12 protein-coding genes are annotated in these 13,037 nt (G+C 70.2%); 5 read left to right on the top strand and 7 right to left on the bottom strand.

Going from position 1 to position 13,037, the window contains the following annotated elements; all coding sequences use genetic code 11:
* From bpln_RS22145 to bpln_RS22135, 3 genes are all read right to left on the bottom strand, one after another.
* Window positions 1-966, bottom strand: coding sequence for an L-carnitine dehydrogenase (locus bpln_RS22145; protein WP_055140014.1), 966 nt, complete (start codon window positions 964-966; stop codon window positions 1-3).
* A gap of 37 nt (window positions 967-1,003) precedes the next feature.
* A complete protein-coding gene (cdhC, locus tag bpln_RS22140; RefSeq protein WP_042627434.1) occupies window positions 1,004-1,933 on the bottom strand; it encodes a 3-dehydrocarnitine:acetyl-CoA trimethylamine transferase CdhC in 930 nt (309 codons plus the stop codon).
* Window positions 1,934-2,015: 82 nt separating this feature from the next.
* Entirely contained in the window at window positions 2,016-2,966 is a 951-nt protein-coding gene (locus bpln_RS22135; protein ID WP_055140013.1) for a choline ABC transporter substrate-binding protein, read from the bottom strand.
* Window positions 2,967-3,385: 419 nt separating this feature from the next.
* Here bpln_RS22135 and bpln_RS22130 point away from each other — a divergent pair, with 419 nt between their 5' ends.
* Both bpln_RS22130 and bpln_RS22125 read left to right on the top strand, forming a co-directional pair.
* Complete coding sequence (locus bpln_RS22130) at window positions 3,386-3,676, top strand: DUF1330 domain-containing protein (RefSeq protein WP_042627432.1); 291 nt, start codon at window positions 3,386-3,388, stop codon at window positions 3,674-3,676.
* Between the two features lie 160 nt (window positions 3,677-3,836).
* On the top strand, window positions 3,837-4,781 hold the full coding sequence (locus tag bpln_RS22125; protein WP_042627431.1) for a GlxA family transcriptional regulator: 945 nt from the start codon (window positions 3,837-3,839) through the stop codon (window positions 4,779-4,781).
* 118 nt (window positions 4,782-4,899) lie between these two features.
* Here bpln_RS22125 and bpln_RS22120 read toward each other — a convergent pair whose 3' ends face one another.
* From bpln_RS22120 to betC, 3 genes are all read right to left on the bottom strand, one after another.
* On the bottom strand, window positions 4,900-6,045 hold the full coding sequence (locus tag bpln_RS22120) for a porin (protein WP_055140012.1): 1,146 nt from the start codon (window positions 6,043-6,045) through the stop codon (window positions 4,900-4,902).
* Between the two features lie 277 nt (window positions 6,046-6,322).
* Window positions 6,323-7,345 carry a choline ABC transporter substrate-binding protein gene (gene choX, locus bpln_RS22115; RefSeq protein WP_082465394.1) on the bottom strand — a complete coding sequence of 341 codons (1,023 nt, stop codon included), beginning with the start codon at window positions 7,343-7,345 and terminating at the stop codon, window positions 6,323-6,325.
* A gap of 32 nt (window positions 7,346-7,377) precedes the next feature.
* Window positions 7,378-8,910, bottom strand: coding sequence for a choline-sulfatase (betC, locus tag bpln_RS22110; protein WP_055140010.1), 1,533 nt, complete (start codon window positions 8,908-8,910; stop codon window positions 7,378-7,380).
* A gap of 176 nt (window positions 8,911-9,086) precedes the next feature.
* On the opposite strand from betC, the gene bpln_RS22105 reads away from it, so the two are divergent.
* Both bpln_RS22105 and purU read left to right on the top strand, forming a co-directional pair.
* Window positions 9,087-9,974 (top strand): choline sulfate utilization transcriptional regulator, encoded by an 888-nt coding sequence (locus bpln_RS22105; protein ID WP_042627427.1) that lies wholly within the window; start codon window positions 9,087-9,089, stop codon window positions 9,972-9,974.
* Window positions 9,975-10,227: 253 nt separating this feature from the next.
* Window positions 10,228-11,106, top strand: a complete 879-nt coding sequence (purU, locus tag bpln_RS22100; protein ID WP_042627426.1) for a formyltetrahydrofolate deformylase — start codon at window positions 10,228-10,230, stop codon at window positions 11,104-11,106.
* Window positions 11,107-11,260: 154 nt separating this feature from the next.
* Here the strand turns inward: purU and bpln_RS22095 are convergent, their stop codons facing one another.
* Window positions 11,261-12,184 carry a sigma-70 family RNA polymerase sigma factor gene (locus tag bpln_RS22095; RefSeq protein ID WP_082465393.1) on the bottom strand — a complete coding sequence of 308 codons (924 nt, stop codon included), beginning with the start codon at window positions 12,182-12,184 and terminating at the stop codon, window positions 11,261-11,263.
* Window positions 12,185-12,402: 218 nt separating this feature from the next.
* On the opposite strand from bpln_RS22095, the gene clpP reads away from it, so the two are divergent.
* Entirely contained in the window at window positions 12,403-13,029 is a 627-nt protein-coding gene (gene clpP / locus bpln_RS22090) for an ATP-dependent Clp endopeptidase proteolytic subunit ClpP (RefSeq protein WP_042627424.1), read from the top strand.
* Window positions 13,030-13,037 lie beyond the last annotated feature (8 nt).

Genomic DNA, 13,037 nt, shown 5'->3' with positions numbered 1-13,037 from the left:
TCAGTCCTCGTAGCGCATGCCGTGGCGCGCCTTCACGCGCGCGATCGCGGCGATCACCTCGGTGATGCAGTCGTCGCGATAGCGTTCGAGCGCCTTGATGCTGCGCTCGCCCTGCTGCTCGGCGGTGCCGTCCACCACGCGGTCGATCAGCGCGTCGGTCAGCGTCGGCGCGACCAGCCTGGTCCACGGCAGCTCCAGCGCCGGCCCGAACTGCTTCATGAAGTGGCGCATGCCGGCCTCGCCGCCCGCGAGCGTGTAGGTCAGGAACGTGCCCATGAACGACCAGCGGATGCCGGCGCCGAAGCGGATCGCGTCGTCGATCTCGCCGGTGGTCGCCACGCCCTCGTTGACCAGATGCAGCGCCTCGCGCCACAGCGCCTCGAGCAGGCGGTCGGCGATGAAGCCCGGCACTTCCTTGCGCACCTTCAGCGGCCGCATGCCGAGCGCGGCGTAGATCGCGATCGCCGCGTCCACCGTCTCGGCCGAGGTGCGTTCGCCGCCGAGCACCTCGACGAGCGGCAGCAGATAGACCGGATTGAACGGATGGCCCACCACGCAGCGCTCGGGATGCGTCGCGCGCGCATAGAAATCGCTGGGCAGCAGGCCCGAGGTGGACGACGCGATGATCGCCCCCGGCTTCGCGGCGCGGCTGATCTGCTCGTGCAGCTCCAGCTTGAGCGCCTCGCGCTCGGGCGCGCTCTCCTGGATGAAATCGGCGTCGGCCACGCAGGCTTCGATGGTCGCCACGAAGCGCAGCCGCTCGCGCGAGGCGCCGGGCTTCAGACCGACGCGCTCGAGCGCGGGCCACGCGTTCGCCACGTTGGCGCGCAGTTGCTGCTCGGCGCCCGGGGCCGGGTCCCACACCACCACGTCGAGCCCGTTCGCGAGCGCGCGCGCCACCCAGCCGCTGCCGATCACGCCGGTGCCGATCGCGGCGAAGGTCCTGATGTCGGTAATCAAGGTCATGGTTTGTCCTTCGGTATCCTGATGATGATCGTGAACCTCATGCGTAGTCGGCAATCGCGCGCCGTTCGAGCGCGCGCTCGCCGCGCGGCGGCAGGCCCAGCTTCACGCGCCCCTCGGCCGGCGTCAGCACGCGGCCGCCGAGCCGCTCGACGATCTCTCGCGCGCGCTGCACCAGCGAGCCGTTCGAGGCCGGCACGCCGCGGTCGAGCCAGAGGTTGTCCTCCAGGCCCACGCGCACGTGGCCGCCGAGCAGCATCGCCTGCGCCACCATCGGCATCTGCATGCGGCCGATGCCGAAGCCGGCCCAGTGCGCGCCGGGCGGCATGTTGTCGACCATCGCCTTCATGGTGCCGGTGTCGGCGGGCGCGCCCCACGGAATGCCGAGGCAGAGCTGGAACAGCGGCGGCGCGTCGAGCAGCCCTTCCTTCAGCATCTGCGAGGCGAACCACAGATGGCCGGTATCGAAGATCTCGAGTTCCGGCTTCACGCCGAGCTGCTGGATGCGCTTCGCGCCGGCGCGCAACTGTGCGGGCGTCGAGACGTAGATCGTGTCGCCGTCGCCGAAGTTGAGCGTGCCGCAGTCGAGCGTGCAGATCTCGGGCAGCAGTTCCTCCACGTGGACCAGCCGCGTGAGGCCGCCCACCAGATCGGTGCCCTGCCCGAACTGCATCGGCGCCTCGCCCGCGCCGATCTCGAGATCGCCGCCCATGCCGGCCGTCAGGTTGATGATCACGTCGACCTCGGCCGAGCGGATCCGGTCCACCACCTCGCGGTACAGGTTCGGATCGCGGCTGCCGCGCCCGGTTCGCGGATCGCGCACGTGGCAGTGCGCGACCGTCGCGCCGGCCCTGGCCGCCTCGATCGCCGCCTCGGCGATCTGCCTCGGCGTGACCGGAATCGCCGGATGCCGGCCGACCGTGTCGCCGGCACCCGTCACCGCGCAGGTCACTATCACTTCATGGTTCATGGTGTTCGCCTCGTGGATTACCTGGACGCCGCGGCGTCCGTTCGATGGTTCGATGATTCGATAGGGAAAGCGCCGGCCCGCGTCACAGGCCGAGCGAGGCCTTCACGGTGGCGAGGCCGTCCCTGCCGTCGTAGCTCTTCACGCCGGCCAGCCAGCCGTCGAGCACCTGCGGATGCTTGCGGACGTAGTCCTTCGCCGCCTCGGCGGGCCGCGTCTTGTTCACCACGGCGAGCATCAGCTGGTTTTCCATGTCGGTCGTGAAGCGCAGGTTCGACACCAGCCGGCCCGCGTTCGGGCAGCGCTCGGCGAAACCGTTCGCGGTCAGCGTGTAGACGCGCGCCTCGCCGTAGTTCGGGCCGAACGACGCGTCGCCGCCCGACAGGTAGTTCATCTGCAGCTGGATGTTCATCGGGTGCGGCTCCCAGCCGAGGAACACCACCCATTTCTTCTCGCGCACGGCGCGCTCCACCGTCACCAGCATGCCCGCCTCGCTCGACTCGACGAGCTTGAAGCCGGCCAGGCCGTACTGGTTGGTGTCGATCATCTTCTGGATCGTCGCGTTCGCGCTGCTGCCCGCCTCGATCCCGTAGATCCTGCCGTCAAGTTCGGCGCGATGCCTGGCGATGTCGTCGAAGCTCTTGAGTCCGGCCTGATAGGCATAGGCCGGCACCGCGAGCGTGGCCTTCGCGCCGGACAGGTTGGGCGGCTCCAGCACCGTGATCGACTTCGAATCGAGAAACGGCTGGATCTGCTTCTGCTGCACCGGCCACCAGTAGCCGAGCGAGACGTCGATCTGCCTGGACTTCAGGCCCGCGAACGAAATCGGCACCGAGGCGATGGTCGTGGTGGGCTTGTAGCCGAGCGCGTCGAACAGCATCGACGCGAGCGCCGTGGTGGACGTGATGTCGGTCCAGCCGATATCGGCGAACCGCACCGCGCGGCACGCGGCGGCATCCTGGGCAAACGACGGCGACGGCAGCGCGGCGGCCGCGGCCAGCGCCGCGACCAGCGCTAGGGTCTTGCACGACTTCATGGTGGCTCCCTGTTCGGCGGTTCCGGGCAGGCGGTTGTGAGGAGGGATGGCGTGGCCTGCACCGTGCAAGCAAAATAACGGGCCATATTCGCCGCGAGGCGACCGGCCGCGACGTGTTATTGACTGTCAGCGACCCCGCGGGGAAACCATGAGGGGCGGCGCCGCGGCAGGCGGGGCGGCGATCCGCGCCGGATCGCGGGCGCCGCGCGATTGTCCCGCTGCGGCGTGGGCATGGCGTCGGGATCGAGGTGGGGATCGACGTGGGGATTGGCGAGGGGATTGACGTGGAAATCGCATCGAAATGGCACGCCCGGTGCCCGCGCCCGGTGCCCGCGCCCCGATTTCCCGTAACATCGCCATGGCGGAACGCCGCGACGACGACGCGTTCCCCTTACCTTTCAATTCGCGAGACGAACACCATGGCAAAAGCATACTGGCTCAGCATCTACCGCAACATCTCCGACACCGACAAGATGGCGGCCTACGCCAGGCTGGCCGCGCCGGCCGTGGCCGAAGCGGGCGGCCGCTATCTGGTCCGCAACACGCCGGCCGAAGTGTTCGAGAACGGCCTGCGCGAGCGCGCCGTCATCATCGAGTTCGACAGCCTCGAGGCGGCGCTCGCCGCGCGCCAGAGCCCGGCCTATCAGGAAGCACTGAGAGTGCTCGACAACGGCGCGGACCGCGACTTCCGCGTGGTCGAGGGCGTCTGACGCCCGGGCGGGACCGGCCCCGGCGCACACGGGGCCGACGCATGCGGGACCGACGTCACGCGGCCGCGCGGCCGCTTCGCCCCCGCATCGACGCCGCCGTCGCCACGGCGGCCAGCCTCTATAATCGAGCGCGCCCCATCCCCCTTCGATTCGCCCGCCCATGCCGGAAACCTTCCACTTCCTGCTGCTCCCCGGCTTCTCCGCGCTCGGCTGCATGTCGGCGATCGAGCCACTGCGCGTGGCCAACCGCTTCCGCCCCGAACTCTATCGCTGGCAGCTGCTCAGCATCGACGGCGCGCCGGTGACGGCCAGCAACGGCGTCGCGCTGAACGCCGACGCCGCGTTCGGCGAGGTCGGGCCGACCGGCACGGTGTTCGTGATCGCCGGCTTCGAGCCGCTCGCCTGCTACACGCGCACGCTCGGCGACTGGCTGCGCCGCCAGCATCACGGCGGCGCCACGATCGGCGCGATCGACACCGGCAGCTTCGTGCTGGCCGAGGCGGGCCTGTTCGATCCGGGCCACACGCTGACGCTGCACTGGGAAGCGCTGGCCGCGTTCCGCGAGCGCTATCCGCGCCTCACCGCCACGCAGGAGCTGTTCGAGACCGGCGAGCGGCGCATCACCTGCGCGGGTGGCACCGCCTCGATCGACATGATGCTGGACCTGATCGGCCGGCGCCACGGCGCCGATCTGGCGGCGAGCATCTCCGAGCAGTTCGTGGTGGGCCGCATCCGCCAGCATTCGGACCGCCAGCGGCTCGAGATCGCCGCGCGCTACGGCGTCCACAACCGCAAGCTGATCCAGGTGATCGGCGCGATGGAGCGCCATACGGAAACGCCGCTGTCGTCCGACGCGCTCGCGCAGGACGTGGGCATCACGCGGCGCCAGCTCGAGCGCCTGTTCAGCGCGACGCTCGACGACACGCCCACGCGCTTCTACATGAACCTGCGGCTCGACCGCGCGCGCGAGTTGCTGCAGCAGACCGACATGACGATCACCGCGATCTGCGTGGCCTGCGGCTTCGAATCGCCGTCGCACTTCTCGCGCAGCTACCGCGCGCGCTTCGGCGCAAGCCCACGCAACGATCGCCACGCGGTGCGCTGAAGCGGGCGGCGTGGGAGGGTGCGCGGCGGCGGTCCGTCGAAAAAACGACACGGGCCGGCGCGAGGCCCATGCCGTCGAGCCGGACGAAACGCGCCGCGCCCCGCCCCCTGCCCGTGAATCAGAACGAATGCCGCATGCCGATCCGCACGTCCGCCTGGGTCGGCGTGGTGGACGGCGTGAAGCTGTAGCCGATCACGGCGTCCACGCCGTTCGAGGCACGCAGGTAATCGCCCGAGAGGTAGATGTCGGTGCGCTTGGACAGCAGGTAGTGCAGGCCCGCCGAACCCTGGTTCCAGTGATGGCCCTCGAAGCGCGTGTGCTGGTAGCCGCCCACCAGGCTCAGCGCCGGCGTGAACTGGTAGGTCGCGCCGCCTTCGTAGACCTGCATGTGCGAGGACTGCCCGAAGCCCTTGATGGTGGTGTAGGTGAAGTTGCCGATCAGCGTGACCTTGCCGATCGCGTAGCTCGCGCCGGCGCCGAACGTGCCCTGCTTGTCGATGGCCATCGGCGTGCTCGCGAACAGGTCGGTGCGCGCGCCGGTGGCCGGATCGACGCTGACGGTGGGCTGGCCGAGGAAGGTCCTGGTGCCGATCATCGCGTAGGGGTCGAACGCGTAGATGCCGCTCGGGTTGTTCAGCTGCGTGTAGGCGGCGCCGGCCGAGAAATCGCCGTGCGCGTAGCTCGCGCCGAGGCTGTAGGCGCTGTTGCGATGGAAGTTGCCGGCCACGTTGCCGAACGAATACATGCCGCCGAACTTGAAGCCGCCGAACGTGTTCGAGAGGAACTTCACCGAGTTCGGCAGGCGGTCGCCGTTGAAGCGGTCGAAGTCGCCCTGGTGGATCGCGTAGCCGCTCGCCCAGGCCGACACGTTGGTCAGGTAGACCATCTCGTCGGTCATGTCGAGCTGGTCGCCGAACGACAGCGTGCCCCAATCGTTCTGCAGTCCGACATAAGCCTGGCGCCCGAACAGCGCGCCGCCGAACCCGAGCTGCCCGTTGCCGAGCCGGAAACCCGTCTCCAGCGCGAACACGGCCTTCAGGCCGCCGCCGAGCTCCTCGGTGCCCTTGAAGCCGATCCGGTTGCCGTAGGACACGCCGTCGTCGAACTTGAAGACGTGCGCGCCGCCCGAATTGCTCGCGTAGGTGATACCGGCATCGATGATGCCGTACAGCGTCACGCCGCCTTGCGCGTGAGCGGCCGGCGCCGCGCCGGCCATCGTCAGCGCCGCGGCGCCCGCCGCGGCGAGCCTGATTTTCTTTTTCATCGTGGCAACCCCAAACCTGCATCGTTGTTGGAAGAATGACCCACGCGACGCGCGAGCCCGACGCCTTGCATGAAACGGGTACCGCCGGCAGGGCCGTTTCGATCCGGTTCACGATCGGCACCCGTCGAGCAAAAATACAAACCCAATTTTTCGCCCACCCGTCTGCGAACGACCTCAAATGGTCTGTGCGCGACTGCCCTGGAAAACACCGGGCAGCGTCATGCGCGCCACCGCGCGGGCGGCACGCGACGTTCTGCAATCCGTAGCGACGCGGCGCTCAGTGCAGCCCGAGCGCGGCCTTCGCGGCCGGCAGCGCGGGCGCGCCGCTGGAGGTGGTCACGCCGTCGAGCCAGCCGGACAGCAGTTCCGGGTGGTCGTGCAGCGCGCGTTTCGCGGCGTCGGCGGGGGACTGCCTGTCGAGCAGCATCGAGGCGATCATCGCGTTTTCCAGACCGACGCTGAACGTGACCTGCCGGAACAGCCGCCCGAGGTTCGGGCACTGGCTCGCGTAGCCGCTGCGCGCGACGGTGTTGACGGTTGCGCCGCCGTAGTCCGGGCCGAACCACGCGTCGCCGCCCGACAGGTAGACCGGGTGGAACTTCGTGTTCATCAGGTGCGGCTCCCAGGCCAGGAACACGATCCACTTGTGGTCGCGCTCGGCGCGCTCGACCTGCGTGAGCATGCCGGTCTCGCTCGACTCCACCAGCGTCCAGCTGCCGTTGCCGAGCGCCTTGTCGGCGATCATGCGCCGGATGTTCTGGTTGGCCGGCGCGCCGGGCTCGATGCCGTAGATGCGGCCTTCGAAGCGGTCCGCGACCTTGCCGAGATCGGCGAACGAATGCACGCCGGCGGCGGCCACGTAGTCGGGCACCGCCAGCGTGAACTTCGCGTGGCTCAGGTTCGCGTGCAGCACCTCGACCGATCCGTCGTCGACGAACGGCTTCACGAGCGGCCCCTGCGCCGGCATCCAGTTGCCGAGGAACACGTCGATCTGCCCTTTCCTGAGCCCCTGGAACGTGATCGGCACCGACAGGTTCGAGACGTGCTGCCGGTAGCCGAGCGCGCCGAGCACCACGCCGGTCATCGCGTTGGTCGCGTCGATGTCGGTCCAGCCCGGCGCGGCCATCCGCACCTCGCTGCAGGCGGCCGGCCCGGCGGCCAACGCGGCCGGCGCGGTCAACGTCAAGCCCATCGTGGTCGATACGGCCATCGCGGCCATCGCGGCCGATGCGAAAGCGGCGCAAACCATGCCGCGGCGCTCGCGATGCGCCGGCCGTGCGGTTCGGAAGAGTCGTTTCATCGAGGATTCCTGTGGTGGGGAGAAGGCCGGATTCACCGCGGGCGCGGGTAGCGCGCCATCGCCTCGAGCGCGTCGAGTTCGAGATGATTGCGCATGTAGCGCTGGCTCGCGTCCTGGAACGGCTGCCAGTCCCACGAGGCGACGCGGCCCTGCGTGGTGGCCGCGAAATGGAAGCGCCGCCGCCGCTGGCTCGCGAGCACGTCGGCATGGATCGCGTCGAGCCGCCAGCGCCCGGCCACCTCGGCGCGAAACTCGGCGACCAACGTGCCGAACGCCGGATCGGCGGCCAGATTGACGAGTTCGCGCGGGTCGTCGCGCAGGTTGAACAGCTGGTCCGGGTCGGCCGGCGAATGAATGAACTTCCAGTCGCCGCGCCGGATCATCACGATCGGCGCGATCGCGCCTTCGGCCAGATACTCGCCGAGCGCCTCGTCGTGGCCGCCCGCGCCGCGCAGATGCGGCACCAGGCTGCGGCCGTCCACCGGGTCCGGCCATTCGTCGGGCGCGCCGCCGGTGGCGAACTCGACCAGCGTGGGCAGCAGGTCCACATGGGAGACCGAGGCGGCCACCCGCGAAGCCGCGAAGCGCCCCGGCGCGTGGACGATCAGCGGCACGCGGCAGCCGCCCTCGAAGAACGTCATCTTGTACCAGAGCCCGCGCTCGCCGAGCATGTCGCCATGGTCGGCGGTGACGATCACGATCGTGTCGTCGGCGAACCCGCAGGCCTCCAGCGCGTTCATCACGGCGCCGAACTGCGCGTCCGCATACGAGGTCGAGCCGTAGTAGGCGCGCCGCGCGGCACGCACCTGCGCCTCGCCCGGCGGCGTGCGGTCGGTCTCGCTGACGGCGCGCAGCCGCCGCGAATGCGGATCGCTCTCGTCGAGGCCGAGCGTGACGGCCGGCATCGGGATGTCCTCGTCGCGATAGCGATCCCAGTACTCGCGCGTGATCGCATACGGATCGTGCGGGTGCGTGAGCGACATCACGAGACAGAACGGCCGCGTGTCGCGGCCGGCCGCCTTCTCGCGCGCGAGATCGTAGAGTTTCTGGCGCGTGGCGAACGTCACCTCGTCGTCGAAATCGAGCTGGTTGGTACGCACGCACGGGCCGGCGTCGAGTACCGAGCCCATGTTGTGATACCAGCTCGGCCGCTCGGCCGGGCGGGTCCAGTCGGGCACCCAGCCGAAATCGGCCGGATAGATGTCGGTGGTCAGCCGCTCCTCGAAGCCGTGCAGCTGGTCCGGTCCGCAGAAATGCATCTTGCCGGCCAGCGCCGTGCGATAGCCGGCCGCGCGCAGGTAGTGCGCGAAGGTCAGCGTCTGCGCGGGCAGCTCGGCGGCGTTGTCGTAGGCGCCGATCGCGGCCGGCAGCTTGCCGGCCATGAACGAGAAGCGCGACGGCGCGCACAGCGGGCTCGCGCAGTAGGCGGACTCGAACACCACGCCGCCGGCGGCGAGGCGGTCGATGGTGGGCGTGATCGCGCCGCGGTGCCCGTAGCAGGCGAGCGCGAACGGCGTCAGTTGATCCGCCATCAAGATAAGGATATTCGGCTTCGTGTTAAGCATCGCGAATTGACTGAATTAGAATCGACGGGATCGCGGCAACGCCGGGGAACCCGGGCTGCCCCCCGGGGCGCGTCGCGGCTGTCGTCACTGTCGCCGGCCGCAACGGCGCGGGGAAGACGTCGATTGCTTATGAGCCATCAGAGGTGCTTATGGACAGACCCGACCGATTGCCGCCGATGCAGGCGCTCTCCGCGTTCGAATCGGCGGCGCGCCACGCGAGCTTCACGGCCGCCGCGCGAGAGCTGGGCTCGACGCAGCCGGCCGTCAGCCAGCGCGTGGTGCAGCTGGAGGAAGCGCTCGGCGCGCCGCTGTTCGAGCGCGGCCATCGCGGCGTGACGCTGACCGAGGACGGCGCGCGGCTCTTCGAGGCGGTGCGCCGGAGCCTCGACACGCTGCGCTGCGCCACGGCCGACATCCGCGAGCGCCGCGCGCGCGGCGCGCTCACGCTCGTCACCGACGTCGGCTTCGCCACCTACTGGCTGATGCCGCGCCTCGCGCAGCTGAAGCAGGAAATGCCCGACGTGGACGTGCGCGTCGTCACGGCCCAGCAGGCCGACCTGCTGCGCGACCCCGCCGACATCGCGATCCTGTTCGGCGACGGCGACTGGCCGTCCTGCACCTCCACGCGGCTGTTCGAGGAAGCGGTCACGCCGGTCTGCTCGCCGGCCTTCCTCGCGGCGCATCCGGGCATCGCCGGGCCGGCCGACCTGCTTTCGCTGCCGCTGCTGCACGTGCAGGCCACCCGGCCCGAGCGCTGGCTGGCCTGGCACGGCTGGTTCGGCGCGCACGGCCTGATCGCGCCGCCCGAGCCGCACGGGCTCACCTTCAACAGCTACGCGCTGGTGGTCCACGCGGCGCTGATGAACCAGGGCGTGGCGCTCGGCTGGGCGCCGCTCGTCGACGAACTGGTGGCCTCGGGGCAACTGGTGCGCTGCGTCGACTCCACCGTGGTCACCGAGCGCGGCTACTTCGTGGTGCGCCCGCCCTCGCGCCCCGAGGCGCCCGCCGTCGCCCGCTTTCGCCGCTGGCTGTTCGACACCTGCCGCGCGCCGCTCGCGGCCTGAATCGGCGAGCCGGGCCGGGCCGCGCCGGTTCCGGCGGGCGGTCTGAATTTATCGACGGCATTCCCCGGGGCCGATGTCCGGGTCTGCATCTGTCGATCCGGTTTCCGGATCCGGCGCCCGCGGTCTGGCGCACAGATACCAGCATCTCGGCGTTTCGATTCTATCCACCGGGAGGCGTAGCTGGTCTACTGGGCACCGGCCGCTTCGGTGCGGCCGCGTGCGGCGCGCCGCGCCGCCGTGATCCGAGGAAAGCATGTCCGGCTCCGAACGCAACTCCCGATTCCTGCTGACGCTGTCGTGCCCGAGCGCCGCCGGCCAGGTGGCCGCCGTGGTCGGCGTGCTCGACCGCCACCAGTGCTACGTCGACGAACTGACCGTGTTCGACGACGACCTGAGCGGGCGCTTCTTCGTGCGCTGCGCGTTCCATCCGTCCGCCGAGGGCGATGCGCCCGACATCGACGCGCTGCGCGCCGAGTTCGCGCCGATCGCGGCGCGCTTCGACATGCAGTGGGCGATCCACGACGCCGGCGTGCGTCCGAAGGTGATGATCCTCGTCTCGAAGCTCGAGCATTGCCTCGCCGACCTGCTGTTCCGCTGGAAGATGGGCGAGCTGAAGATGGACGTCGTCGCGATCGCCTCGAACCACCCCGATCTCGAACCGCTCGCGGCCCAGCACGGGCTGCCGTTCCGCCATTTCCCGATCACGCCCGAGACCAAGGCGCAGCAGGAAGCACAGTGGCTCGACCTGTTCGAATCGAGCGGCGCCGAGCTGGTGATCCTCGCGCGCTACATGCAGGTGCTCTCGCCCGGCACCAGCGCGCGGCTCGCCAACCGCGCGATCAACATCCACCACTCGTTCCTGCCCGGCTTCAAGGGCGCGAAGCCGTACCACCAGGCGCATACGCGCGGCGTGAAGCTGATCGGCGCCACCGCGCATTTCGTGACCGACGATCTCGACGAAGGTCCGATCATCGAGCAGGTGGTGGAGCGCGTCGACCACGCGTACCGGCCCGAGCAGTTGCTGACGGTGGGCCGCGACGTCGAATCCATCACGCTCGCGCGCGCCGTGAAGGCGTTCATCGAGCGCCGCGTGTTCCTGAACGGCGACCGCACCGTGGTGTTCGGGCAGTAAGGCCCGCGCTTCCTCACGTTCCGTTTGCATCGCGTGCCGGCGGCCGGCACGCGATTCACGTGGTTTCCTCGTCTCCAACCTGGAAGGCCCGCGCGCGGCGATGCGAGCGGGTTTCTTTTTGTGAACGGCGCGCGCCGGGCGCCCGGCCGCCGCCTCAGCCGGATACGGCCGGACTCGCAAGCGCCGCGCCACGGAACAGGCGGGCCAGCAGCGCGGCCACCGCCTTCCGCCCGACGGCCCGGTTCGCGGCCGCCAGCGCGGCGGCCTGCGTGACGACGCGCAGCGTCGGGCGGCCGTCCGCGTCGAGGCACGGCACCCACAGCGCCGTGATCTCGCCGTCCTCCATCCAGGCGAAACCGGCGTCGGCGCCCAGCGCCACCGGCTCGCCGCGCGCGCTCGCGTGTACCGGCTCGCTCGCGTCGCCCACGCGCCGCACGCCGGCCAGCGCGTCGAGCACGGCCGCCTGATCCTGCGCCTCGATCGCGGCGCGCAGCCGTTCGACCTCCTGCCGCCGCGCGAGATCGGCCGGCTGCAGCGCCTGCCCGGCACGAGCCAGCCGGCCGCGCGCGCGATGCACGAGTTGCCGGCAGTGCGCCTCGGAGCGTTCGAGCGCGGCGCCGATCGCGGCGTAATCGCAGTCGAACGCCTCGCGCAGCAGGAACGCCGCGCGCTCGTCGGGCGAGAGCCGTTCGAGCAGCAGCATCAGGCCATGGGACAGCTGGGCGCCGTCCAGCACGAGATCCTCGACGGACGGCGCGGCCGGCTCGAGCCACGGCTCGGGCAGCCAGCCGTCCCGCCGCGCCTCGCGTTCGGTGCGCAGCGCCCGCAGCCGGTCGATCGACAGCCGCGAGACCACCGTGGTCAGCCATGCCGCCGGTTCGCGCAGCTCGGCCGTGGCGCTGGCCTGCCAGCGCAGCCACGCGTCCTGCACGACGTCCTCGGCTTCCGCGTGGCTGCCGAGCATCCGGTACGCGATCGACAGCAGGCGCCGACGCTGGAGCACGAAGAAATCGGGGAACGCGCCCGCGCGCGGGGCGGGCTGAGAACCAAGCTGGAGATCGGGCCGAGAGTCGGTCATGCGGGGGCTCCTTCCGGGGTGGGCCGGCGGTTCCGGTCTGCCGGAACGCCGGGGGTTGCGCGTATGACGGACGAGGGCCGCCCGGCGTGACAGGCCGCGCGAAAAAAATTGTCGTCACGCGCGCGCGGGCCGGCCCGTCATGGGCATGGAGCACGACGCTGCCGCCGGCCCTGGCGATCGTGCGCTCCCCCCGTCATTTCTTCGCCAAAGGATGCGCCATGCCGCTCTCGCTTCAACCGTGGTCGTCGAGTCTCGGGCTCGTGCCGACCGTCATCGAACAATCGGGGCGCGGCGAACGCGCCTACGACATCTATTCCCGGCTGCTGCGCGAGCGGATCGTGTTCCTGGTCGGCCCCGTCAACGAGCAGTCGGCGAGCCTCGTGGTCGCCCAGCTGCTGTTCCTCGAATCGGAGAACCCCGACAAGGACATCTCGCTCTACATCAATTCGCCGGGCGGCTCGGTCTACGACGGGCTCGCGATCTACGACACCATGCAGTTCATCAAGCCGGCCGTCTCGACGCTCTGCACCGGCCTGGCCGCCAGCATGGGCACCTCGCTGCTGGCCGCCGGCCGCAAGGGCAAGCGCTACGCGCTGCCGAACGCACGGATCATGATCCACCAGCCCTCGGGCGGCAGCCAGGGCACGGCCGCCGACATCGGCATCCAGGCGCGCGAGGTGCTGTACCTGCGCGAACGGCTCAATGCCGTGATGGCCGACTGCACCGGGCAGAGCATCGCGCGGATCGAGCGCGACACCGACCGCGACCACTTCATGTCGGCCGAGGACGCGAGGCGCTACGGCCTGATCGACGAGGTGCTCACGACGCGGCACGCGCTGGCCTGACCCGACGC

The sequence above is a fragment of the Burkholderia plantarii genome (genome assembly GCF_001411805.1).
Lineage (GTDB): Bacteria > Pseudomonadota > Gammaproteobacteria > Burkholderiales > Burkholderiaceae > Burkholderia > Burkholderia plantarii.
The sequence above is the reverse complement of the archived record's forward strand: the minus strand, read 5'-3'. Positions and strand labels throughout refer to the sequence as shown.